Raw genomic sequence first — 22,052 nt, forward strand, 5'->3', positions numbered from 1 at the left:
TGGTACGCGCAGGTCAGCGGCACACTCTACCCGCGCCGGCGCGGTCCGGTCAGGGGTGACGACTGTCTCCGGCGTCCCCGGGAACCGCGTCGATCATGCGGCGGGTCCAGGGGTGCCGCGGGTCGTCCAGGACCTGGGCGGCGACCCCCTGCTCGACGATCCGCCCCCGGTGCATCACGGCCACCAGGTCCGCGATCTGCCGCACCACGCCCAGGTCGTGGGTGATGAACAGCACCGCGAAGCCCTCCTCGCGCTGAAGCGTGACCAGCAGGTTGAGCAACTGGGCCTGGACCGACACATCGAGCGCCGCCACCGCTTCGTCGCAGATCAGCAGCCGGGGCCGGGCGGCCAGGGCGCGTGCCAGGGCGACCCGTTGACGCTCGCCTCCGGAGAGCGCGGCCGGACGACGCGACGCGTACGCCCCGGGCAGCCCGACCTGTGCGAGCAGGTCGTCCACCCCGGGCGCGTCGCCCCGCCCGCGCCCGCCCGCGGTGGCGGCCAGGGCCTCGCGCAGCGTCGCGCCCACGGTGCGCAGCGGGTTGAGCGAGGAGTACGGGTCCTGGAACACGATCTGTACCTGTTCCGCCAGACGCCGCCGGTCAGCCGTGGTGGGACGACGCCCCGGGGGCAGGGTGATCCCGCCCACGGACACCGCGCCCCGGTCGAAGGTCTCCAGGCCGACCGCGATCCTGGCGAGCGTCGTCTTGCCCGAGCCGGACTCGCCGACCAGGGCGACGACCGTGTTGCGCGGAACGGTGAGGCTGACATCGAGGAGTGCGGTGTGGTCCCCGGCCGACGAGCGGAACGTGCGGTCGACGGACGTGGCCACGAGCGCCGCGTCCGGGGCCGGTTCCCCGCCGGTTCCCCGACCGGGCACCGCCGCCGGCTCCGCCACCGTGCGCGCCGATGGTGCGACGAGCGCGCCGCCGATCTCGGGCAGCCGCACACAGGCCGACGACCGGCCCGTTCCGTCCGCCGTCCCGGCCCCCACCGGCGGCAGCAGCTCGACCGGTTCGGTGCGGCACACCGGGTCCGCGTGGGCACAGCGGCCGGCGAAGGGGCAGCCCGGTCCCCGGGAACCCGGGGCGGGCACGGAGCCGGGGATGGCCGGAAGTTCCGCGAACCGCTCGTGCACCGACGGTTCGGAGGCCAGCAGGCCCGCGGTGTACGGATGCAGCGGTCCGGACTCCAGCTCCTGCGAGCTGCCGTGTTCCAGGACCTGGCCCGCGTACAGCACGTACACCCGGTCGCAGGCGGAGAACGCGACCCGCAGATCGTGCGTGATGAGGACCAGCCCCATGTGCCGGCTCCGCTGCAGGCCACGCAGCAGATCCAGTACGGCACCCTGGCTGGCGGCGTCCAGCGCCGTGGTCGGCTCGTCCGCGATCAGCAGTTCGGGATCGCCCGCGAGCGCCGCGGCCGCCGCGACGCGCTGACGCATCCCGCCCGACAGTTCGTGCGGACAGCGGTCGGCGACATCGGGGCCGAGGCCGACCTCGGCCAGCCGCCGCTCCACTTCGGCGCGCCGGGCCGCCTTCGCCCGGCGCAGGTTCCGTCCGCCGTCGAGGTCGCGCAGACCGTCCGCGATCTGACGTCCGCAGGTGAGCTGCGGATGGAGCATGGTGAACGGATCCTGCATCAGCAGCGTGACGCGCCGCCCCCGCAACGCGTGGTGTTCGCGCGGCGAAAGACCGAGGACCTCCCGGCCGTCGATGCGTACGGAGCCACCCGTCACCCCGGTCCCGGACGGCAGCAGCCCCGCCACGGCCCGCATGGCCAGGGACTTGCCGCTGCCGGACTCGCCGACGATGCCGATGCACTCGCCCCGGCCCACGTCCAGCGAGATGCCCTCCAGGATCGGGACCGGCCCGCCCGGCCCGGCCGTCGCCGCCACCCGGAGGCCGTCGACGGCCAGCAGGCGGCCGGTGGCCGGTGGAGCGGTGGCGGTAGGGCCGGCCATGGCCGCACGCGCTGTCATCAGGACCTCCCACGGTCGGAGAACGCCTCGAACAGCCGGTCGCCGAGGAGGTTGAGTGCCACGGCCGCCGCGACGATGAGTACGGCAGGAGCCAGGGCCGCGGACGGGTTGTCGTACAGCAGGGTGCGGTTCTCGGAGAGCATCCGGCCCCAGTCCGGGGCACCCGGCGGGACACCGAGGCCGAGGAAGGACAGGGAGCTCAGCGCCACGATCGCCCCGGCGAAGTTCAGCAGCGTGTTCGCCACCACGACGGGCAGCACATTGGGCCAGATGTGCCGGGTCATCACCGTGAAGGGGGAGAGGCCCAGGGTCTGTGCCGCCTCGACGTACGCGCGGTGCCGCTGCTCCAGCACGGCGGACCGGACGAGGCGGATGTCGGCGGGCGACGTCAGCACGACGAGCACACCGACGGCGAGCGCGTAGCCGCCCCCACCGATCCCGGCCACGACGATCGTCACCAGGAGCGCGGGCAGCGCCAGCAGCAGGTCGGCCCAGCGTCGCACGACGGTGTCGATCCAGCCGCCGCGGTAGCCGGCCAGCAGACCGAGGACGTTGCCGATGACCATCGACCCGACCGCTACCAGGGCCGCACCGGCCAGGGTGGACCGGGCACCGGCGACCACCATCCGGGCGATGTCGCGGCCGAGTTCGTCGGTGCCGAGCAGATGCCCGCCACCTGGCATGGCCGCGCCCGTGGCGAGATCCTGGGCGTCCCAGTCCGGCAGGACCAGCTGGCCGACGGCCGCGGCCAGTGCGAACAGCACCAGCAGGACGGCGCAGCACACCGTGAGCGGGGAGAACCTGCGGACGGTACGGGATTTCACGCGTTCTCCTCCTCATGGGCGCCGGACGGCAGGGCGGAGGCGGACACCTTCGCCGTGGTCGGGGTCCTGGCCGCCGGTGCGCTCCGCAACTGCGGATCCAGCAGCGGCTGTACGAGATCGGTGACCAGGTTGGCCAGACAGACGAGGGCGGCGATGAGCAGCGCCTCGGCCTGGACGACCGGCACGTCCCGGAAGGTGACCGAGTCGACGAGCAGGGAGCCGAGCCCCGGCAGCGCGAAGACCTGCTCCACCATGACCGTTCCCGCCAGGAGGTAGGCGAGGATCAGCCCGATGCCGGTGAGGACAGGGACGACGGTGCCGCGCAGCACGTACCGCAGCAGGATGTCCCGCTCCCGCACCCCCCGGGCGCGGGCGAACGTGACGTGTTCCCGGCCGAGTTCCCGGATCACCGCCGCCCGGGTCAGTTTCAGCAGGACGGCGGTCACGGCGAGTCCGAGCGCCAGGGCGGGCAGCACCAGGTGCGTCAGCCGGTCCGTGCCAGCGCCCTCGCCCGGTCCGTACGCCGGGAACCAGCCGAGCATCAGCGAGAACAAGTAGATGAGCACCAGTCCGCCCGCGAACGCCGGGGTGGACAGCGCCACCACGCCGAGGCTCTGCACGGCCCGGTCGGTGACGCGCCGGTTGCGCAGGCCGGCCAGGACGCCCAGCGGAATCCCGAGGATCAGCGCCACGGTGAAGCCGAGGCCGACCAGCTGCCCGGTGAGCAGCAGGCGGTCGCCCAGTGCGGCGGCGACGCTCTCGCCGGTGCGGATCGACGTACCGAGGTCGAGCCGGACGGCGTCACTCAGCCAGTACCAGTACTGCACGGCCATCGGGCTGTCGAGATGGTGGCGGGCCCGGACGGCCGCCAGAGCCTCGGGGGTGGCGCTGCGCGGACCCAGCAGCGTCTGGGCGGGGTCGCCCGGCGCGGCCTGGAGCAGGGCGAACACGGCGACGGACAGGACGAACAGCAGCCCCAGGGTTCCGCCGAGGCGGCGCACGACGAGCCCGGCGGGGAGCGCGGCGCTCAGCCGCGACCGGGTGGTGGCCGTCATCGCTCGCCTCCGGCGGGGCCGGCGGAAGCCGGGCGGGGGATGGCGGGACCGGAGGGTGTCAGGAGGGTGACGTCCTCCGGCCCCGCCGGGAAGGCCGTGCCGGGGATCGGCTCGGGGGAAGCGTCCCCCGGCACGGCGGTCGGGTGGGCGGCCGCGGCACGCGGCGCCAGGTGGGTGGCGAGCCATTGTTCGACCCGGGCCGCGGCGTCGAGGAGATGCCCGCCGTCGGTGAACTCGTGGCCCTCGTCCGGGTACACGTACAGCTCGACGGGGGCGCGGCCGGTGCGCAGCAGCGACCGGTACAGCTCCTGGGCCTGCCCGACCGGTGTGACCCGGTCCGCGGAGCCGTGGACGATGAGCGTCGGCGTGCCGCTGCCGCCGCGGGCGAAGACCGGCGAGCGCCGGATCAGCTCCTGCGGGGCGTCCGGGCCGCCGATCGCGTACGTCCGGTCGTAGCCGCCGCCGATGTTGCTGGTGTGTGTGAAGCTCAGCCAGTCGGTGGGCGCCGAGACGACGACAGCGGCCCGGAACGCATCGGTGCGTGCCGCGGCCTGGGCGGCGAGGAATCCGCCGTAGCTGTGGCCCAGAACCGCGGTGCGGTCCGGGTCGGCGAGACCGGCGTCGGTCAGGTGGCGCACACCGGACAGCACGTCGTCCAGGTCGGCGCCGCCGACGTCGCCGACCACGGCGCGGGCGTGTTCGAGCCCGCGGCCGCTGCTCCCGCGGGGGTTGGGCAGCAGTACCAGGTACCCGGCGGCGGCCAGGGCGGGCGCCAGCCCCAGCACGTCGCCCGGCGCGTACCCGGCGGACCAGAGCCAGGCGGGACCGCCGTGCGCGAGGACGGCGAGGGGGCGGGGGCCGGTGCTGTCGCCCCGGGAGAGGACGAGTCCCTGTACGGTGCGGCCGTCGGACGCGGACCAGTGGGTCTGTTCGGTACGGAGACCGGCGAGTTCGGGGTCCGCGGGGGTGTTGAGCGCGGTGACCGGTGTCCAGTTCCAGGCAGCCGGTCCCTCGGTGCGGGCGACGACGGCCTCGGGCGGACGGCCCGGTGCGTCGAGTACGGTCGCGGCCAGCAGCCCGTCGCGGCTGAGCGACAGCCCGGGCTGGTAGCAGGCCCCGCCGAGGGTCGCAGGCCCCGACCAGCGGACGACCTCGGGGTGACCGGTGTGCCCGACACGGGACCCCGTCCCGTCCCAGCCCGCGAACCACAGGCCGCCGGGCGAGGTGTCGTCGAACCGCAGCCAGGTCGCGTCCTCGACGCCGGCCACCACGGTGGTGTTCCCCGTGGCCAGGCCGACCACGACCGGGCGTCCGGCGACGATGGAGATGCCTTCGCAGACCGCCGCCGACCGGCCGTCGGCGGCGAGCGCCGGGGCGCCCAGCTGGCCCTGGGGCGTGTACACGGTCCTGGACGTGCGGGCATCGAGATCCAGGGCGGCGAACCGGGCACCGTAGTACCCGGCCGGCAGGGTGTCCTCGCAGACCGTGGCGACGGCGGTCGCACCGCCGCGCCAGGCGACGTTCCACACCGTGAGCCCCGCGGGCCCGGCCTCGCGCAGCGAGCCGTCGGCGAGGCCGACGAGATGCAGGGAACGGCGGCCGGTACCCGGGGCGAAGCGTTCCGGCGCCGGTACGGCCCCGAGCCGCACCGGCAGACCGAGGTGCATGCCGTCACGCTCCGCGCCGTCCGCCGCGCAGAGCAGCAGTGCCTGGCTCCCGTCGTCGGAGACCAGGAGCTCCTCCACGGCGCCGGGTGCCCGGACGACGGTGCGTACCGTTCCGGTGCGTGTGTCCAGGGCCGCGAGCCGTACCTCGGCCCCGGACGGGCCGTGGCTCTCGGCGATGTGCAGCAGGGTGCGGGAGTCGGGCAGCCAGCGCGGGCTGTGACGGTCCGTCGGCGTGGCCGGTCCCGACGGCGCGCGCAGCACGGGGGCCGGCGCGTCCGCGGCCCGGCCGGTCAGTGCGGCGGGGACCGGGGCAAGGACCAGCTCGGCCCGCTCGGGGCCCGCCGCCGCCACGGCGACCGCGCGGCCGTCCGGGCTGATCCGGGCCTCCACCGGGTGGACCAGGCGCAGCATCGCCTCGCGGACGCGCCGCACGACGATCGCAGCGGTACTGGGCATGGGTTTCCGTTCCTCGAAGGTGTGGCGGTCAGGCGGACTTGCGGATCCGGGTCGCCCACGGGCCGATGAACGCGAACGGGCCCTGGTCCAGCAGCACGAACTCCTTGGAGAACGCGGACGCGGTCCGGGCCCACCACAGCGGGAGGTACGGCAGGTCGGCGCCGGCGGTCTGCACGGCCTTCATCAGCTCCCGGGCACGCACGTCCTTGTCCGTGGCGGACTTCGCCGTGTCCAGTGCCGTGTTGACCGCGCCGTTGTCGTAGTGCGCGATGTCCGTCGAGGTGGCCGCCGCGTTGAGGTACGGGTCGGCCAGTTCGGCCGGGTCGCCCGTGACGGGGAAGTACCACAGGAACTGCAGCGGCTGCTTGCCGGAGCCGAGCTCCGCCACCCACTGCTCCAGGGTGATCTCCTTGACGTTCAGCATGATCCCGATCTTCTTGAGCGAAGCGGCAAGCGCGAGTGCCGCCTTGCCCAGCTGAGGACCGCTGTTGGGGTAGTGGAGTTCGGCCGTGAAGCCGTCCTTCGCCGACGACTTGTCCAGTTCGGCCCGTGCGGCGTCCAGGTCGAAGGACAGCGCGGGGATGGCGTCGTAGCCGGATCCGACCTCGGACGCCGGCATCAGGTCGCCCCACATCTCGCGGGACGGCAGCGCGTCGGCGACCTCGGCCTTGCCGTGCAGGATGCCCTCGACCATGCCTTCGCGGTCGGCCGCGTGGGCGATGGCACGGCGGACATGGAGGTCGTCGAACGGCGCCTTCGCGGTGTCGAACGCCAGCGACACCACGGACCGGTCGGCGGTGTACGTGACGCGTGCGGTCGACTCCCAGCCGCGGGCCTCGTCCGAGGCGAGGCCGAGGGCGCCGTCCACCGCACCGGACTTCATCGCGACCAGCCGTGTGCCGGCGTCGGGGACGAAGGAGAGCTTCAGCTTCCGCACGGCGGGCTTCTCGCCCCACCACGCGTCGTTGCGCTCCAGCAGGACATGGTCGTCGGCGGCGAACTCGGTGATCCGGTACGGGCCGGTGCCGAGCAGCAGCGTCTTCGCCGTGCCGATCCGGCCCTTGTTACGGGTGAGGAAGGTGCGGCTGCTGACGAGGAGCCCGCCGGCGGTCGTCGTCCAGGCGAACATGGCGTCCGGGGCCTTCAGCCGGATGGTGACCTCGTGGTCGCCGGTGGACTTCACGGACTCGACGCCCGCGTACGCGTAGCCGAGGGCGGAGCCGTTCTTCGGGTCCCGGATCGCGTCGATCGACGCCACCACGTCGTCCGCGGTGCACGGGGTGCCGTCGGTGAACGTGACGCCGCGGCGCAGCGTGTACACGTACGTCCTGGCGTCGGGCTGCTTCCAGGACGACGCGAGCCCGGGACCGAGCTTCCCGGACGGATCGACCGAGAGCAGGGACTCCTGGGCGAGCACGGCGACCAGGTAGTTGAGGACGCCGGACTCACGGCCCACGTCGAGGGTGGAGAGGGAGGAGGGCAGGGCGAGTGTGAGCGAGTCGATCGGCACGTCCGCCCCCTGCGCACCGGCACCCGAGTCCGTCGCGCCGTCACCTGACTCCTTCGCGGGCGGGGGCGCACACGCGGCGAGCACACCGGACGCGGCGAGGACACCCAGGCCGGCGCCGGTGAGGCGCAGCAGTCGGCGTCGGCTGAGGTTGCCACCCGGTTCCGAGGTCATCGGGAACCACCCATCTCACTTTGTCCACTGTTGATGCCCAACTGGGCGTGGACAGTATCCGAAGGGCTTTGAGCGCGTCAAAGGGTGCCTAATGACCGTCCAAGGGATGGACGGGCGGGGGGTGCTTATGCCGCATAAGGGGGTGAACAGCTCGCCTTGTTCTCGATGGGCGGATTCCCTGGTCGACCCGTGAACCCCGCAGCGGGGAATACGTGCGTGGCGAACGGACTTCCTGCTGCTGGGGCAACCGGCGTCCGGCCCGGATGCCCCGGCCATGAACGGAGAGGGAGCCGATGTCCAAGGCGTACGTGTTCACCCGCAACGGCGGACCGGAGGTGGAGGCCCTCGTCGAACAGGACACGCCCACGCCCGGTCCAGGGGAGCTGCTCGTGGCCGTCCGGGCGGCCGGGGTCAACCCGGTGGACTGGAAACTGCGCACCGGGTACACCCGGCCCGGCAGCGTGCCGCAGTCGTTTCCCACGGTCTTCGGCAGCGAGGCCGCGGGGGTCGTCGAGGCGACCGGCCCGGGCGTCGAGGGATTCGCGGTCGGGGACGAGGTCTTCGGCAACCCGGTGACGGGCGGGTACGCCGAGCACACCCTGCTGCCCGTTGCCGTCACCGCCCACAAGCCGGCCTCCCTCCCGTTCACCGACGCGGCGGTGCTGCCGGTCGCGGCGGCCACGGCCTATGACGGGGTGCGCCAGCTCGGCCTCGCCCCGGGGGTCGCGCTGCTGGTCACAGGAGCCGGCGGAGGGGTGGGAAGCGCCGCGGTGCAGCTCGCACACCACGCGGGCGTCCAGGTCATCGGCGTCGCGAGTGCGGCCAAGAAGGGGTTCGTCGAGTCGCTCGGCGCGGTCCACGTGGAATCCGGCACGGGACTCGCCGAGCGGGTACGGGCGGCGGCACCCGGCGGCATCGACGCGGTCTTCGACCTGGCCGGCGGCGACACCCTGCGCGAAGCGGCCTCGCTGCTCGCGGACCCGGCCCGGCTGATCAGCGCCGGCGACAAGCCGCTGGTGGCCGAGCTCGGCGGGGCGCCCGTCGAACGGGCCCGCACCGCCGCGGTGCTCGACGCGGTGGCTGCCCTCGTCGTCTCCGGCGCCCTGCGCACGCACGTCACGCGGACCCACCCGCTCACGGCGGCGCGCGAGGCGCTGCGTGCGGTGGAGGAGGGCCATGCCCTCGGGAAGACCGTGATCGAGGTGACCGCATGACCGCGTCCCCGGCCTCCGACAGCGCTCTGCACCCCCTCGACGACCCGGTGGGATCGGCGCTGCGGGGGCCGCACGCCCACTTCGCCGAGCGCCGCGGCCGCATCCTGCGCTATCCGCCGTCCGTCACCCCCTGGCTCGCCCTTCCGGACCGGCCCGAGGCCGCCGACTGGGCCGATGCGGCCGTGCTCGCCGGACCCGGTGGCATCGTCACCGTCACCGCCTTCCGTGAGCGGCCGCCGGAGGACTGGGAGGTCGTCTTCGACGCCGAGGGCGTCCAGCTGGTCGACGTGGCGGTCGAGGCGGCCCCCTGCGCGGAGGCCGTCCGGCTCGGCCCCGCCGATGTGCCGGAGATGCTGGACCTGGTCGCACGGACCCGCCCCGGCCCCTTCGAGACCCGCACGATCGAGCTCGGCACCTACCTCGGTGTGCGGCGCGACGGAGTGCTCGTCGCCATGGCCGGTGAGCGCATGCGCCCGCCCGGCTGGAGCGAGATCAGCGGCGTCTGCACGGACGAGTCGGTCCGCGGGCAGGGACTCGCCGGCGGACTCGTGCGGGCCGTCGCCCACGAGATCCGGGCGCGCGGCGAAACACCCTTCCTGCACGCCGCCGCGTCCAACACCAACGCAGTCCGGCTCTACGAGTCGCTGGGCTTCGCCCTCCGCCGCCGCACGCCGTTCCTCTCGGCCCTCGTCCCGGGGAACCCGCCGGTACGCGTGCCGGGCACCGACCGGGACGACGTCCGTGAGGCGGCCACGCGCTGATCCCGAGTGGTCCCGGGACATCCGGGCGCGGAAGGCCCGTGCCCTCGCCTCCGGCCCGTGAACTGCGGGCCGAAGGCCCCTGCCGGCACGGTTCTCGGGACCTTCGGCGCGGCGTGTGAGGCCGTAAGCCTCGTGTGCCACCCGTCGCGTCTCGGGTGCACTGGTGCGGAACGCCGGCGCCGGGCCGGCTGACCCCGGGAGGAGATGGCCGTGGCGATCGGGCTCCAGCAGCTGACGGCGACGCGTGGAGCGGAGCTCAAGGGCGCGGAGGCGGGCGAGGCGGCCGTTCGGGCGCCGAGGGTCGGCAACGGGGCGCTGTTCGGCGGCCTGGCGTTGCTGACCGCCGTGATCGTCCTTCTCGACATGGGGTCCGGCGACGAGCTGCGCATCGTGCCGCTGCTGGTCGTCGTGCCCGCCCTCGTCTCCGTGTTCGGGACGATCCGGCAGACCGTGGGCGTGGCCTCGTGGATCATGGTGGTGGTCGTCACCTCGCGCCTGGTCACGGGCGGGACGTTCTGGGACGTCACCAGCAGCCTCGTCTTCACGGTGCTGGCCTGTTTCCTCGGCGTCGGCGCCTGCGCACTGCGCATCCGCCACGCCACCGAGATAGCCAGGCTGCGGTCCGCCGCCGTCGCGCTGCAGCGCCAGATCCTGCGCCCGCTGCCGATCGTGACCGACCAGGTCGTCGCCCACGGCACCTACGCGCCGATCGAGGAGGACCGCCTGGTCGGCGGAGACATCTACGAGGCAGTGTCGTCGCCCTACGGAACCCGGGTGATCATCGGGGACGTCCAGGGCAAGGGGCTCGCCGCGATCGGGGCCGGCTTCGCCGTGCTCGGCGCGTTCCGTGAGGCGGCCATCCGCGAGCCCAGCCTGACCGGGGTCGTCGACGCCCTGGAGGACGCCGTCGCCCGGCACAACGCCTTCTCCGCGCAGACCGGCGAGATCGAGCGCTTCGTCACCGCGCTGGTGCTCGGCTTCGACGGTGAGGGACGCGTCCAGGCCGTCAACTGCGGACATCTGCCGCCCCGCCTGTTGCATGACGGTGTGGCCTGCCCCGTCCCGCTGCGGCGTACCTCGGTGCCGCTGGGCCTGGCCGAGCTCAGCAGCGAGGCACGTGTCACCGAGTGGCTGGACTTCCCGGCCGGTTCGACGCTGCTGATGTTCACCGACGGAGTGACGGAGGCCCGTGATACGGCGGGAGCCTTCTACCCGCTGGACACCCGGCTGGGGCACTGGGCCCACCACGGACCCCGGGAACTGCTGGACGCGCTCCACCGCGACCTGGAGGAGTTCTCCGGCGGCGTGCGGCGTGACGACATCGCCGTGCTCGCCGTGCGGCGGGAGCCGTCCGACGGCCCGTTGCGGCCCGAGGACTCGGACCGCGGCGCGAGGCGAGCCGCAGAGGTGTCCAGCGGCCGTTAGCGGCGCCGCATCGTCCCCCGAACATGCAGGCAGGATCCACCATTAATGTCCCGACGAGACGTATGTCGCGTCGGGACATTTTTAGGTGTACGGTGCAGACATGAACCGGGAACGGAAGACCCCGGAGAGGCGGAGCCGCAAGGCGCGCCGGACCCGGGACACACTGGCCCAGGCCGCGTTCGAGCTCGTGCTCGACAAGGGCCTGCGGGATGTCACGGTCGAGGAGATCGCGGAACGCGCCGATGTCGACCGCCGCACCTTCAGCCGGTACTTCACAAGCAAGGAAGCCGCCGTCCTGGACTCCGTCCGGGGTGACGGCGACCGGATCAACGACGCGCTGCGGGCCCGGCCCGCCGGCGAACCCCCGCTCACCGCGTACCGCCGGGCCGTCCTGGACTGGCTGGTGGACCCCGAAGCGGAGGCTTGGCACCGCCGCCCGAGGATCTTCGAACTGCTGGTCCTCGCCGAGCGGGAACCGACCCTCTACGCGGCGTTCCACCACATCCGGGTGGACGCCCAGGAGGACTCGGTCGCCATCGTCGCCGCCCGGCTCGGAGTCGACCCGCGGCAGGACATCCGCCCCGCCGTGACGGTCGCCGCCGGAGCCGGAGCGCTGCTCGCCGCCCAGGCCGCCTGGGTGCGCGGGGGCTGCCCCGACGAGTTGCCCCGACTGGTCGAGCAGGCATTCGGCGCCCTTTCGGGAGAGCTCGTCCAGGAGCCCGCCGGACCGGCGTCACACAGCACCACGGAAGGAAACGGAACACCATGAGCACCACCCCCATCCCCGCCGACCAGGAATTCGCCGGCCGCACCGCCCTCGTCACCGGAGGGGCGTCCGGCATCGGCCTGGCGCTGGCCCACCGGCTCGCCGCCTCCGGCGCGTCCGTCGTCGTGGCCGACTACGACGAGAAGAGCGCCCGCAAGGCCGTCGCCGAGCTGGAGAGCGCCGGAGCCAAGGCCGCAGCCGTGGCGATGGACGTCACCGACCCCGCCTCCGTGGAAGCGGGTGTGCGGTTCGCCGTCGACACCTTCGGTGCCCTGCACCTCGCTGTGAACAACGCCGGCATCGGCGGACCGAGCAGCCCGACCGGCGAGTACGCCGTCGAGGACTGGAACCGGGTCGTCGCCACCAACCTGAGCGGCGTCTTCTACTCGATGCGCTACGAACTCCCCGCCATCGTCGCCGCGGGCGGCGGCGCGATCGTCAACATGTCGTCGATCCTCGGTACCAACGGCTTCGCGGGCTCACCCGCGTACGTCGCGGCCAAGCACGGGGTCGTCGGCCTCACCAAGACGGCGGCCCTCGAGTACGCCGCACAGAACGTGCGCGTCAACGCGGTCGGCCCCGGCTTCATCGACACCCCTCTGCTGCGCAACACCGAGGGCCCGGCCCGCGACCACCTGATCTCGCTGCACCCGGCGGGGCGCCTCGGCACGGCGGAGGAGGTGGCGGAGCTCGCCGCCTTCCTGCTCTCCGACCGCGCCTCCTTCATCCACGGCAGCTACCACCTGGTGGACGGCGGCTACTCCGCCTCCTGAGTGGCGGACGGGGGACAGGGGGGCGAGAAATAGAGCAGGAGAGGTCAAGGAGGACCCCATGAAAGCCGTTCAGTACCGCGAAGTCGGCGCCGCACCCGAGGTCGTCACCGTTCCCGACCCGGAACCCGGCCCCGGACAGGTGCTGCTGAAGGTCACCGCGGCAGGCGTCTGCCACTCGGACATCGCGGTGATGAGCTGGCCCGCCGACCAGTTCCCCTACCCGCTGCCGCTCACCCTGGGCCACGAGGGCGTGGGCACCGTCGCCGCTCTCGGAGACGGCGTCGGCGGTCTCGAGGTCGGCGAGTCCGTGGCCGTCTACGGCCCCTGGGGCTGCGGCACGTGCGTCAAGTGCGCCGAGGGCAAGGAGAACTACTGCCTGCGCGCCAAGGAGCTCGGCATCAACCCGCCCGGGCTGGGGTCGCCCGGGGCCATGGCCGAGTACATGATCGTCGACGACCCGCGCCACCTCGTCCCGCTCGGTGACCTCGACCCCGTGCAGGCCGTACCGCTCACCGACGCCGGCCTCACCCCGTACCACGCGATCAAGCGCTCCCTGCCGAAGCTGGTCCCCGGCGCGACCGCCGTCGTCATCGGTACCGGCGGCCTCGGTCACGTCGCCATCCAGCTCCTGCGCGCCATGACGGCGGTCCGGGTCATCGCCCTCGACGTCACGGACGACAAGCTCGCCCTGGCCCGCGAGGTCGGAGCACACGAGACCGTCCTGTCCGACCAGCACGCCGCGGACCGGATCCGCGAACTGACCGGCGGAATCGGCGCCCAGGTCGTCCTCGACTTCGTCGGAGCGCCCCCGACCGTCGCCACGGCCGGCGCCTGTGCCTCCATCGACTCCGACGTCACCATCGTCGGCATCGGCGGCGGAAGCCTGCCGGTGGGCTTCGGCTCCCTGCCGTTCAGTACGACGGTGACCGCCCCCTACTGGGGATCCCGCTCCGAGCTGGCCGAAGTCCTCGACCTGGCCCACGCGGGAGCGGTGAAGGTCCACGTCGAGACGTTCTCACTCGACGAGGCGCCGCTGGCGTACGAGCGGCTGCACGACGGACGGATCAACGGCCGGGCGGTCATCCTTCCCCACGGCTGACCGACACCGGCTGCCCTTCCGTGACCATGCGGGCCGTCGCACACACCGTGCGCCGGCCCGCATCGTCATACCCGCGACCGATGCACCCCGCACCGCACGGCGGGACACTGCCCGCATGGAATTCGCTGCCCTGATGACGCTGCCCGTACTGGTCATCGGCCTGACCGTCGTCGCTCTCCTGGACCAGCTGATGCTCCGGGCAGGACGCGCCGGTCTGCTGCCGTGGCGCAACAGTGCCCGGCAGGGCCAGATCTCGGCGACCGGGTTCGAGCAGCTGCACGCGACGTTCTCACCCGGCAAGCAGAGCGAGCTCAAGGAACGCCGGAGCGCGCTGCTGCTGCGCGACGACGAGCAGGACGGCGCCCCGCCGCACCGCTCCACCGTCGACCTCGACGGCGGCCTCGCCGTCATCCGCCTGCGACAGCGGTGACGCGCGGCCCCGCTCACGGGCCCGGCATCCGCCCACCAGGCCGGTCTCGCAGGCCACGATCACCAGCTGCGCACGATCACGCGCCCGGAGCTTCGCCGGCAGCCGCCCGGTGCACCCGGCCCGGGGCATCGGACCGGGGACCGGACTCTCCTGCCAGACCTGGGTATGACGGTCCGCCGTACGCCGCCGCGCCCGACGCCACATCACACATGGAAGGGCCCGCGCCACCCCGGACACCTGGAAGGCCCCGCGCCACCCCCGTTACACTCGCCTCATGGGTTCGTACTACTTCTTCCGCTGACTCCGGCCGGGGCAGCCGCCGCACTCCGCCGGGCCGTCATCCCGTGACGCCCGGGCAGGCCGCGTGCCGCCCTCTTCTGACCGTCCGGAAGCCCAGCCCGCCGCGCCCCGTCCCGGGCCGGCGAGGCACGTGACCCCAGGGAACCACCGCCATGCCCCTCCCGTACGACCGCGCCCAGCTGACCCTCAAGGACGTCTCCAAGGCCTACGGGGACCGCGCCGTCCTCGACCAGGTCTCGCTCACCGTCCGCCCCGGCGACCACGTCGGTGTCATCGGCGAGAACGGATCCGGGAAGTCGACCCTCCTGCGGCTGATCGCAGGTGCCGAGACGCCCGACAGCGGCGAGCTCACCGTCCGCTTCCACGGCGGCACCGGCTACCTCTCCCAGACGCTCGACCTCGACCCCACCCGCACCGTCCAGGACGCCGTCGACGCGGCCCTCGCCGAACTGCGCGCACTGGAGCGGCGGATCCGCGCCGCCGAAGCGGCACTCGCCGCCCCCGGCGGCGACGACGACGCGCGACTGACCGCGTACGGAGACCTGCTGACGGAGTACGAGGAGCGCGACGGATACCGGGCCGATGCCCGCACCGAGGCCGCACTGCACGGCCTCGGACTCGGGCACCTCACCCGGGAGCGCACGCTCGGCAGCCTCTCCGGAGGCGAACAGTCCAGGCTCGCGCTCGCCTGCGTCCTGGCGTCCGGCCCCGAACTGCTGCTCCTCGACGAACCGACCAACCACCTCGACCTCCGGGCCGTCACCTGGCTGGAGGACCAGCTGCGCTCCCACCGCGGCACCCTCGTCGTGATCACCCACGACCGCGCGTTCCTGGAACGGACCACCACCGTCATCGTCGAGGTCGACCGGGATCTGCGCAGCGTCGTCCGGTACGGCGACGGCTGGGACGGCTACCGCACGACAAGAGCCGCCGCCCGCCGCCGCTGGGCGCAGGACCACCAGGAGTGGCTGGACGAACTGGCCCGTACCGAAGAACTCGTGAACGCGGCGGGACAACGGCTCGCCGCCACCGGCAAGGACCCGGGGGAGGGCTGGGGCAAGCACCGCCGCTCGCACGAGGCGAAGCTGTCCGGCCAGGTCAGAGCGGCCAGAACCCGGCTGGAGGGGCTGCGCAGGGAGCCCGTACCGGCACCGCCCCAGCCGCTGCGGTTCGCCGCCGGACCGACCCTGGCCTCCGGCGGCGACAGGCAGCCCGGGCCACTGGTGGAGCTCGCTTCCGTGGCGGTGGGCGACCGGCTGAACGTGTCCGCGCTGCGGGTGGACAGCGGGCAGCGCCTGCTCGTCACCGGGCCCAACGGGGCCGGAAAGTCGACGCTTCTCAGGGTCCTCGCAGGTGACCTCGCCCCCGACACGGGCACGGTGCGCCGCCGGGCCCGGATCGGCTACCTCCCTCAGGAACTCCCCGCCCGGCCGACCCGCCGCACCCTGCTGGCGACGTTCGCGGCAGGGCGGCCCGGTCATGCGGACGAGTACACCGACATGCTCCTCGCGCTCGGTCTGTTCCGGGAGGAGGACCTGTCCGTCCCGGTCTCCGCGCTCTCCGCCGGACAGCAGCGCAGGCTGGCGCTGGCCCGGCTGGTCACCCGCCCCGCCGACCTGCTGGTGCTGGACGAACCGACCAACCACATCGCCCTGGCCCTGGTCGAGGAACTGGAGGCGGCGCTGGCGGCCTACGAGGGAGCCGTCGTGGTCGTCTCGCACGACCGCAGCTTCCGGAGCCGCTTCACGGGCGACCGGCTGGAGCTCCACGCAGGCGGGCCCGCCGCCCGCGCCTGACCACGGCCACGCGCGACGACGGACGGGTGCGGCTCTCAGGCCCCGTCGTCGGGCACGGCGGGGCCCTGCCCGCCGGCCAGCTGGTCCCGCAGCCGGTCAACGAAGATCCGCTGCCCCTTGACCAGCCGCTCGGCCGCCGCCTCCGGTGTACACCAGGCGAACCGGTCGATCTCCGGGAACTCCCGCCGCACACCGGAACCCCGGGGCCACTCCATCGTGAACGTCCCAGGGACCGCCGCCGCCGGATCGAGGTCGCCCTCCACGGCCCACACCGTCACGGTCTTCCCGCCGGCCTGCCGTGACTCACCCAGCGACAGCCACGCGCCGTCCGGCGCCGGGTGCCCGAACTCCTCCTGGAACTCCCGCCGGGCCGCCGCCTCCGCTCCCTCCTCGGGGCCGTACTCGCCCTTGGGCACCGACCAGGCCGCACTCTCCCGGCGTGCCCAGAACGGCCCGCCCATGTGCCCGATGAGGACTTCGAAGCCGGTGCCGCGGTGGCGGAACAGGAGGAGACCGGCACTGCGCCTGCCGGGTTCGCGGGGTGTCATGCCGTCAAGTGTGGGCATGGCGGCCGGTGAGCACCCGGACGACAGGCCGTCCTAGACCTTGCGGTAGCCGTACGCCTCCGAGGCAGCGGCCGCCACCGCGTCCAGGTCGCCGCCGGCCGACGCCGTGACCACGGCGGCCACCGCCCCCTCCACGAACGGCGCGTCCACCAGGCGTGCCCCGTCCGGGAGCTCATCGCCCTCGGCCAGCATCGCCTTCACCGTCAGCACGGCACTGCCCAGGTCGACGAGGACCGCGACCCCCGCACCGCCGTCCACGGTCCGGGCCGCCTCCGCGATGAGCTCCGCACTGGTCCCGAGCCCGCCCGCGGAGTTGCCGCCGGCCGCGGCCACCGGCGCGGTGGCACCGCCGGCCGCGAGCCCCTTCGCCAGCTCGGCGACCGCCTCGGCCACTGCTCCGCTGTGCGACACCAGCACGATCCCGACCTGCTTGTCCGCGCTCATGCGTCACCTCCCGCGGCGGCGGCCGTCTCCGCGAGCGCGGCGATCAGCAGCGCGGCCGACGTGGCCCCCGGATCCTGATGCCCGATACTCCGCTCACCCAGGTAGCTGGCCCGGCCCTTGCGCGCCTGCAGGGGTACGGTCGCCAGCGCGCCCGCCCGGGCGGCGTCCGCTCCTGCCTCGAACGACGTCGTGAGCGCCTCGACGGCAGGCAGCAGCGCGTCGAGCATCGTCTTGTCACCGGCCTGTGCCCCGCCCAGCTGGGCCACCGCCGCCACCCCCTCCCCGAGCGCGCGCGCCAGCTCCCCGGCGGTGACGGCGGGCGCGTCACCCAGCGCCTTGCCCGTACGCCTCAGCAACGTCCCGTACAGGGGTCCCGACGCGCCACCGACGGTCGAGATCAACTGCCGCCCGGCCAGCATCAGTACGGCGCCGGGGGTCTGCGGCGGCTCCTTGTCCAGTGCGGCCGAGACCGCGGTGAACCCGCGCTGCAGATTGCTGCCGTGGTCGGCGTCCCCGATCGCGGAGTCGAGCTCGGTCAGACGGGCCGCCTCCCGTTCGACCGAGGCAGCGGTCGTGGACATCCAGCGGTGGAAGAATTCGGCGTCGAGCACATGCGCTCCTCGGTGTGTCGGGTAATCGGCATCCCCGCGAGGGGGCGGGCGGGTCAGCGGCCCCAGCGCAGTGCGGGTGTCTGCACCGGCGCGTCCCAGAGCCGTGCCAGCTCCTCGTCGACCTGGCAGAGCGTCACCGAACAGCCCGCCATGTCGAGCGAGGTCACATAGTTGCCCACGAGGGTACGGGCCACCACCACGCCGCGCTCGGAGAGCACCCGCTGCACCTCGGCGTTGAATCCGTACAGCTCCAGCAGCGGTGTCGCGCCCATCCCGTTGACGAGCGCGATGACCGGGCCCCGCGGCCGCAGGTCCTCCAGCACCGCGTCGACCGCGAAGTCGGCGATCTCCCGCGAGGTCATCATCGGGCGCCGCTCGCGTCCCGGCTCGCCGTGGATCCCCACCCCGAGTTCGAGTTCGCCCGGCGGGAGATCGAAGGTGGGGGAGCCCTTGGCGGGCGTGGTGACCGAGGTCAGTGCCACGCCGAAGCTCCGCGACGCCTCGTTGACCTGCCGCGCGAAGGCCGCCACCCGGTCCAGCGGCGCGCCCTCCTGCGCCGCGGCCCCGGCGATCTTCTCGACGAACAGGGTCGCTCCCGTGCCCCGGCGCCCGGCCGTGAAGAGGCTGTCGGTCACCGCCACATCGTCATTGACGAGCACCTGGGCGACCCGCACGCCTTCCTCCTCGGCGAGTTCGGCGGCCATCTCGAAGTTGAGCACGTCACCGGTGTAGTTCTTCACGACGAACAGCACCCCCTCGCCGCTGTCGACGGCGGCGGCGGCCCGCACCATCTGATCCGGCACGGGTGAGGTGAACACCTCGCCGGGGCAGGCGGCCGAGAGCATGCCGGGGCCGACGAACCCGGCATGGAGCGGTTCGTGACCGGACCCGCCACCGGAGACCAGGGCGACCTTTCCGGCCACGGGCGCGTCGCGTCGTACGACGACCCGGTTCTCGACGTCCACGGTCAGTTCGGGGTGGGCGGCGGCCATGCCGCGCAGCCCGTCGGCGACCACGGTTTCAGGGACGTTGATCAGCATGCGCAACGGAATCTCCCAGGAAGGATGTCGACGCTGGACCACCACCGTAGGACGCCGGAGGCCCCGTGCGAAGAACCGCACTTCCTCCGGTCCCGTGCGAGGTCCGCCGAGGAGTCCGCCGGACCGCGCGGACCTGCCGCCCCGCTGTCGAACGGCCCGCGGGCTACGCTGTCGGGCGCGGCCGTGGTTCCTCCGCTCCGGCGGACATCTCCTTGCGGACAGGTGATCTGATTGCTGTACATCGCGTTCCTGCGCGGCTTGAACGTGCCGGGCCGCTCGGTGAAGATGGAGTATCTGCGCGGTCTGTTCACGGAGATGGGGTTCGACTCCGTACGCAGCTACATCCAGAGCGGGAACGTCTTCTTCGAGTCCGACGAGACGGACCGCGCCGTGCTCGGCGCCCGAGTCCGTGAACGGCTGACCCAGGAACTCGGCTACGAGGTCGCGGTCTGCCTGCGTACGGTGCCGGAACTGGAGGCGCTGATCGCGCTCGACCCGTTCGAGAAGGTCACGGTCACCGACGAGCTGCGCTGCTGCGTGGTGTTCACGACCGAGCGGATCGATCCGGAGCTCTCCCTGCCGATGCTCTCTCCGAAGAAGGACATGGAGATCATCGGCACCAGCGGGTACGACGCCTTCGTCGTCTGGTACCTGATCAACGGAAAGGCACCCGCCGCGAAGGGGTTCCAGGAGCGCGTCCTGGGCCATGACGCGACGACGCGCTTCTTCCACACCGTGGTGAAGATCCTCGCCGCGGCCAAGAAGGGCGCGGCCTGACGGACGGGCCGTCAGCCCCTGCCGTCCGGGGCGAGCTCGGCGATCAGACCCTCGACGAGCGCCCTGATCTCGTCGCGGACGATGCGCACGGCCTCGACTCCCCGGCCGGCCGGGTCGTCCAGTTCCCAGTCGAGGTAGCGCTTGCCGGGGAAGGCGGGGCAGGTGTCGCCGCAGCCCATGGTGACGCAGACGTCCGACTCCCGGACCGCGTCGGCCGTCAGGATCTTCGGCCTCTCGGCGGAGATGTCGATCCCGGCCTCCGCCATCGCCGCGACGGCGGCCGGGTTGACCTGGGCGCCCGGGGCGGAACCGGCGGAGCGGACCTCGATCCGGTCCCCGGCCAGATGGGCCAGCCAGGCCGCCGCCATCTGGGAACGCCCTGCGTTGTGCACGCAGACGAACAGGACGGACGGCTTGCCGCCGGGCTCGGCCATGGTGTTCGTGCTCCCTCGGCGCATGACGGAACGGGCCGTCGACGAATCAGTCCCCGCTGGTATCAGCGGATGATGACGTGAGAGTATCAGCGCATGCTGACTTCAGTTGATGCTGATCTGATGCGGGCGCTGAGCGATCCGCTCCGCCTCCGGATCGTGACCCTGCTGGCGCGCGAGACGCTCTGTACGACGCACCTGGTCGAGGAGACCGGCGCGAAGCAGACCAACCTCTCCAACCACATGAAGGTGTTGCGCGAGGCCGGCGTGGTGGAGACCGAGCCGTGCGGCCGCTTCACCTACTACAGGCTGCGCCCCGACGTCCTCGCCGGTCTCTCCGGGCAGTTCGCGGCGCTGGCCGTCTCGGCCCGTACGGCGACCGGTAACAAGAGGTCCTGCCCGTGACTCCCGCCGAGCTCTCCGCCCCTGAGGTCCGGCCCGGCGCGGAGGGCGGGTCCGTCGTCCGCAGGCTGTCCACCCTCGACCGCTTCCTCGCGGTGTGGATCCTGTTGGCGATGGCCGGCGGGCTGGGCCTGGGGCGGGCCGTGCCCGGGCTGGGCGATGCCCTGGCCGAGGTCGAGGCCGGCGGGATCTCCCTGCCGATCGCGCTCGGCCTGCTGGTCATGATGTACCCGGTGCTGGCCAAGGTCCGCTACGACCGCCTCGACGCCGTCACCGGCGACCGGAAGCTGATGGTGTCCTCACTGGCCGTCAACTGGGTCATCGGGCCCGCGGTGATGTTCGCCCTCGCGTGGATCTTCCTGCCCGACCTGCCCGAGTACCGCACCGGCCTGATCATCGTCGGTCTCGCGCGCTGCATCGCCATGGTCATCATCTGGAACGACCTCGCCTGCGGTGACCGCGAGGCCGCGGCCGTGCTGGTCGCGCTGAACTCCGTGTTCCAGGTGATCGCGTTTGGTGGGCTGGGCTGGTTCTACCTCGACCTGCTGCCGCGGTGGCTGGGGCTCGGTGACGGACAGGGTCTCGATGTGCCCGTCTGGCACATCGCCCTCAATGTCGTCGTCTTCCTCGGCGTCCCGATCCTCGCCGGTTTCCTCACCCGCCGCATCGGGGAGAAGAGGATGGGCCGGGAGTCCTACGAGACGGCGTTCCTGCCGAGGATCGGCCCCTGGGCCCTGTACGGACTGCTCTTCACGATCGTCGTCCTCTTCGCGCTCCAGGGGAAGACCATCACCTCGCAGCCGCTGGACGTCGTACGCATCGCACTGCCCCTGCTCGTCTACTTCGCGATCATGTTCTTCGGCACGTTCGCGCTGGGCAAGGCCCTCGGACTGGCCTACGACCGCACCGCGACCCTGGCGTTCACCGCGGCGGGCAACAACTTCGAGCTGGCCATCGCCGTCGCCATCGCCACCTTCGGTGTCACCTCCGGCCAGGCGCTGTCGGGTGTCGTCGGCCCGCTGATCGAGGTTCCGGTGCTGATCGGGCTGGTGTACGTAGCGCTGGCCCGGCGCAACAGGTTCGCCCCGCCGGTCACCCCGGGCCGGGAGGGCTGACGGTGTGCGGATGCCCTGCCCGCCCCGCACGTGCGGGGCGGGCAGGGCATCCGCACACCGTCAGGTGCGCAGGTCGAGCATGGCGGACATGGCCGCCACGACGGACGGGGCGACCTGGTAGTAGACCCAGGTGCCGCGCCGCTCGGAGGTCAGCAGACCGGCCTCGCGCAGCTTCTTCAGGTGGTGGGACACGGTCGGCTGGGAGACCCCGACATCGGAGATGTCGCACACGCACGCCTCGCCGCCCGCATGCGACGCGACCTTCGAGAACAGGCGCAGCCGCACCGGGTCGGACAGTGCCTTGAACATCACGGCCATCCGCTCGGCTTCGCTCGGTGACAGCTCCCCGGCGGTGATCGGCGGGCAGCACGGCACCACGGCATCCGCGGCCGGTGCCGGCAGTTCCGCCATCCCTGAATTCGACATGTGTCTATGTTGACA

22 protein-coding genes are annotated in these 22,052 nt (G+C 72.9%); 11 read left to right on the plus strand and 11 right to left on the minus strand.

What is annotated here, in order from left to right; genetic code table 11:
* Positions 1-49: 49 nt before the first annotated feature.
* From OG959_RS37150 to OG959_RS37170, 5 genes are read right to left on the minus strand one after another with little or no spacing between them, the layout of a single operon-like run.
* Complete coding sequence (locus OG959_RS37150) at positions 50-1,978, minus strand: ABC transporter ATP-binding protein (RefSeq protein WP_326665670.1); 1,929 nt, start codon at positions 1,976-1,978, stop codon at positions 50-52.
* A complete protein-coding gene (locus tag OG959_RS37155; RefSeq protein ID WP_326665671.1) occupies positions 1,978-2,802 on the minus strand; it encodes an ABC transporter permease in 825 nt (274 codons plus the stop codon). The genes OG959_RS37150 and OG959_RS37155 overlap by 1 nt, the downstream gene beginning before the upstream one ends.
* Positions 2,799-3,857: an ABC transporter permease gene (locus tag OG959_RS37160; protein WP_326665673.1), complete on the minus strand. Its 1,059-nt coding sequence runs from the start codon at positions 3,855-3,857 to the stop codon at positions 2,799-2,801. Before OG959_RS37160 ends, OG959_RS37155 begins: the two co-directional genes overlap by 4 nt.
* Entirely contained in the window at positions 3,854-5,980 is a 2,127-nt protein-coding gene (locus OG959_RS37165; protein ID WP_326665674.1) for an alpha/beta hydrolase family protein, read from the minus strand. Before OG959_RS37165 ends, OG959_RS37160 begins: the two co-directional genes overlap by 4 nt.
* A gap of 28 nt (positions 5,981-6,008) precedes the next feature.
* Positions 6,009-7,661, minus strand: a complete 1,653-nt coding sequence (locus OG959_RS37170; protein ID WP_326665676.1) for an ABC transporter substrate-binding protein — start codon at positions 7,659-7,661, stop codon at positions 6,009-6,011.
* A 293-nt stretch (positions 7,662-7,954) separates the two neighbouring features.
* Between OG959_RS37170 and OG959_RS37175 the strand changes: the two genes are divergently transcribed.
* From OG959_RS37175 to abc-f, 8 genes are all read left to right on the plus strand, one after another.
* On the plus strand, positions 7,955-8,875 hold the full coding sequence (locus OG959_RS37175; protein ID WP_326665678.1) for an NADP-dependent oxidoreductase: 921 nt from the start codon (positions 7,955-7,957) through the stop codon (positions 8,873-8,875).
* Entirely contained in the window at positions 8,872-9,636 is a 765-nt protein-coding gene (locus OG959_RS37180; RefSeq protein ID WP_326665680.1) for a GNAT family N-acetyltransferase, read from the plus strand. Before OG959_RS37175 ends, OG959_RS37180 begins: the two co-directional genes overlap by 4 nt.
* A gap of 210 nt (positions 9,637-9,846) precedes the next feature.
* Positions 9,847-11,061 (plus strand): PP2C family protein-serine/threonine phosphatase, encoded by a 1,215-nt coding sequence (locus OG959_RS37185; RefSeq protein WP_326665682.1) that lies wholly within the window; start codon positions 9,847-9,849, stop codon positions 11,059-11,061.
* 100 nt (positions 11,062-11,161) lie between these two features.
* Positions 11,162-11,830, plus strand: coding sequence for a TetR family transcriptional regulator (locus OG959_RS37190; protein WP_326665684.1), 669 nt, complete (start codon positions 11,162-11,164; stop codon positions 11,828-11,830).
* Positions 11,827-12,600 (plus strand): SDR family NAD(P)-dependent oxidoreductase, encoded by a 774-nt coding sequence (locus OG959_RS37195; protein ID WP_326665686.1) that lies wholly within the window; start codon positions 11,827-11,829, stop codon positions 12,598-12,600. Before OG959_RS37190 ends, OG959_RS37195 begins: the two co-directional genes overlap by 4 nt.
* A 58-nt stretch (positions 12,601-12,658) precedes the next feature.
* Positions 12,659-13,699, plus strand: coding sequence for an NAD(P)-dependent alcohol dehydrogenase (locus tag OG959_RS37200; RefSeq protein ID WP_326665688.1), 1,041 nt, complete (start codon positions 12,659-12,661; stop codon positions 13,697-13,699).
* Positions 13,700-13,814: 115 nt separating this feature from the next.
* Positions 13,815-14,129 carry a DUF6191 domain-containing protein gene (locus OG959_RS37205; RefSeq protein ID WP_326665689.1) on the plus strand — a complete coding sequence of 105 codons (315 nt, stop codon included), beginning with the start codon at positions 13,815-13,817 and terminating at the stop codon, positions 14,127-14,129.
* A 452-nt stretch (positions 14,130-14,581) separates the two neighbouring features.
* Complete coding sequence (gene abc-f / locus OG959_RS37210) at positions 14,582-16,225, plus strand: ribosomal protection-like ABC-F family protein (protein ID WP_326665691.1); 1,644 nt, start codon at positions 14,582-14,584, stop codon at positions 16,223-16,225.
* 35 nt (positions 16,226-16,260) lie between these two features.
* On the opposite strand, the gene OG959_RS37215 is transcribed toward abc-f, so the two are convergent.
* Genes OG959_RS37215 through dhaK form a run of 4 tightly spaced genes read right to left on the minus strand, consistent with a single transcriptional unit; the run spans position 16,261 to position 18,886 of the window.
* The gene (locus OG959_RS37215) at positions 16,261-16,773 is read right to left on the minus strand and encodes an NUDIX domain-containing protein (protein ID WP_326665693.1); all 513 of its coding nucleotides are present in this window, start codon (positions 16,771-16,773) and stop codon (positions 16,261-16,263) included.
* Between the two features lie 51 nt (positions 16,774-16,824).
* Complete coding sequence (locus OG959_RS37220) at positions 16,825-17,235, minus strand: PTS-dependent dihydroxyacetone kinase phosphotransferase subunit DhaM (RefSeq protein ID WP_326665694.1); 411 nt, start codon at positions 17,233-17,235, stop codon at positions 16,825-16,827.
* Positions 17,232-17,846, minus strand: coding sequence for a dihydroxyacetone kinase subunit DhaL (dhaL, locus tag OG959_RS37225; protein ID WP_326665695.1), 615 nt, complete (start codon positions 17,844-17,846; stop codon positions 17,232-17,234). Before dhaL ends, OG959_RS37220 begins: the two co-directional genes overlap by 4 nt.
* Before the next feature lie 53 nt (positions 17,847-17,899).
* Entirely contained in the window at positions 17,900-18,886 is a 987-nt protein-coding gene (gene dhaK / locus OG959_RS37230) for a dihydroxyacetone kinase subunit DhaK (RefSeq protein WP_326665696.1), read from the minus strand.
* Between the two features lie 231 nt (positions 18,887-19,117).
* Between dhaK and OG959_RS37235 the strand changes: the two genes are divergently transcribed.
* Positions 19,118-19,663 (plus strand): DUF1697 domain-containing protein, encoded by a 546-nt coding sequence (locus OG959_RS37235; RefSeq protein WP_326665698.1) that lies wholly within the window; start codon positions 19,118-19,120, stop codon positions 19,661-19,663.
* Between the two features lie 11 nt (positions 19,664-19,674).
* On the opposite strand, the gene OG959_RS37240 is transcribed toward OG959_RS37235, so the two are convergent.
* On the minus strand, positions 19,675-20,097 hold the full coding sequence (locus OG959_RS37240) for an arsenate reductase ArsC (protein ID WP_326665700.1): 423 nt from the start codon (positions 20,095-20,097) through the stop codon (positions 19,675-19,677).
* Positions 20,098-20,190: 93 nt separating this feature from the next.
* Here OG959_RS37240 and OG959_RS37245 point away from each other — a divergent pair, with 93 nt between their 5' ends.
* A complete protein-coding gene (locus tag OG959_RS37245; RefSeq protein WP_326665702.1) occupies positions 20,191-20,499 on the plus strand; it encodes an ArsR/SmtB family transcription factor in 309 nt (102 codons plus the stop codon).
* Positions 20,496-21,611 carry an ACR3 family arsenite efflux transporter gene (gene arsB, locus OG959_RS37250; protein ID WP_326665704.1) on the plus strand — a complete coding sequence of 372 codons (1,116 nt, stop codon included), beginning with the start codon at positions 20,496-20,498 and terminating at the stop codon, positions 21,609-21,611. The genes OG959_RS37245 and arsB overlap by 4 nt, the downstream gene beginning before the upstream one ends.
* A 60-nt stretch (positions 21,612-21,671) precedes the next feature.
* Here the strand turns inward: arsB and OG959_RS37255 are convergent, their stop codons facing one another.
* On the minus strand, positions 21,672-22,037 hold the full coding sequence (locus tag OG959_RS37255) for an ArsR/SmtB family transcription factor (RefSeq protein WP_326665706.1): 366 nt from the start codon (positions 22,035-22,037) through the stop codon (positions 21,672-21,674).
* Positions 22,038-22,052: the final 15 nt, after the last annotated feature.

This window comes from Streptomyces sp. NBC_00385, assembly GCF_035917155.1.
Lineage (GTDB): Bacteria > Actinomycetota > Actinomycetes > Streptomycetales > Streptomycetaceae > Streptomyces > Streptomyces poriferorum.

What these genes read in the sequence shown, in the direction of transcription:
- OG959_RS37150 (WP_326665670.1), bottom strand. Translation starts at nt 1,978, where the DNA reads ATGACAGCGCGTGCGGCCATGGCCGGCCCTACCGCCACCGCTCCACCG.
- OG959_RS37160 (WP_326665673.1), bottom strand. Translation starts at nt 3,857, where the DNA reads ATGACGGCCACCACCCGGTCGCGGCTGAGCGCCGCGCTCCCCGCCGGG.
- OG959_RS37165 (WP_326665674.1), bottom strand. Translation starts at nt 5,980, where the DNA reads ATGCCCAGTACCGCTGCGATCGTCGTGCGGCGCGTCCGCGAGGCGATG.
- OG959_RS37170 (WP_326665676.1), bottom strand. Translation starts at nt 7,661, where the DNA reads ATGACCTCGGAACCGGGTGGCAACCTCAGCCGACGCCGACTGCTGCGC.
- OG959_RS37175 (WP_326665678.1), top strand. Translation starts at nt 7,955, where the DNA reads ATGTCCAAGGCGTACGTGTTCACCCGCAACGGCGGACCGGAGGTGGAG.
- OG959_RS37180 (WP_326665680.1), top strand. Translation starts at nt 8,872, where the DNA reads ATGACCGCGTCCCCGGCCTCCGACAGCGCTCTGCACCCCCTCGACGAC.
- OG959_RS37190 (WP_326665684.1), top strand. Translation starts at nt 11,162, where the DNA reads ATGAACCGGGAACGGAAGACCCCGGAGAGGCGGAGCCGCAAGGCGCGC.
- OG959_RS37195 (WP_326665686.1), top strand. Translation starts at nt 11,827, where the DNA reads ATGAGCACCACCCCCATCCCCGCCGACCAGGAATTCGCCGGCCGCACC.
- OG959_RS37200 (WP_326665688.1), top strand. Translation starts at nt 12,659, where the DNA reads ATGAAAGCCGTTCAGTACCGCGAAGTCGGCGCCGCACCCGAGGTCGTC.
- OG959_RS37205 (WP_326665689.1), top strand. Translation starts at nt 13,815, where the DNA reads ATGGAATTCGCTGCCCTGATGACGCTGCCCGTACTGGTCATCGGCCTG.
- abc-f (WP_326665691.1), top strand. Translation starts at nt 14,582, where the DNA reads ATGCCCCTCCCGTACGACCGCGCCCAGCTGACCCTCAAGGACGTCTCC.
- OG959_RS37215 (WP_326665693.1), bottom strand. Translation starts at nt 16,773, where the DNA reads ATGACACCCCGCGAACCCGGCAGGCGCAGTGCCGGTCTCCTCCTGTTC.
- OG959_RS37220 (WP_326665694.1), bottom strand. Translation starts at nt 17,235, where the DNA reads ATGAGCGCGGACAAGCAGGTCGGGATCGTGCTGGTGTCGCACAGCGGA.
- dhaK (WP_326665696.1), bottom strand. Translation starts at nt 18,886, where the DNA reads ATGCTGATCAACGTCCCTGAAACCGTGGTCGCCGACGGGCTGCGCGGC.
- OG959_RS37240 (WP_326665700.1), bottom strand. Translation starts at nt 20,097, where the DNA reads ATGGCCGAGCCCGGCGGCAAGCCGTCCGTCCTGTTCGTCTGCGTGCAC.
- OG959_RS37245 (WP_326665702.1), top strand. Translation starts at nt 20,191, where the DNA reads ATGCTGACTTCAGTTGATGCTGATCTGATGCGGGCGCTGAGCGATCCG.
- OG959_RS37255 (WP_326665706.1), bottom strand. Translation starts at nt 22,037, where the DNA reads ATGTCGAATTCAGGGATGGCGGAACTGCCGGCACCGGCCGCGGATGCC.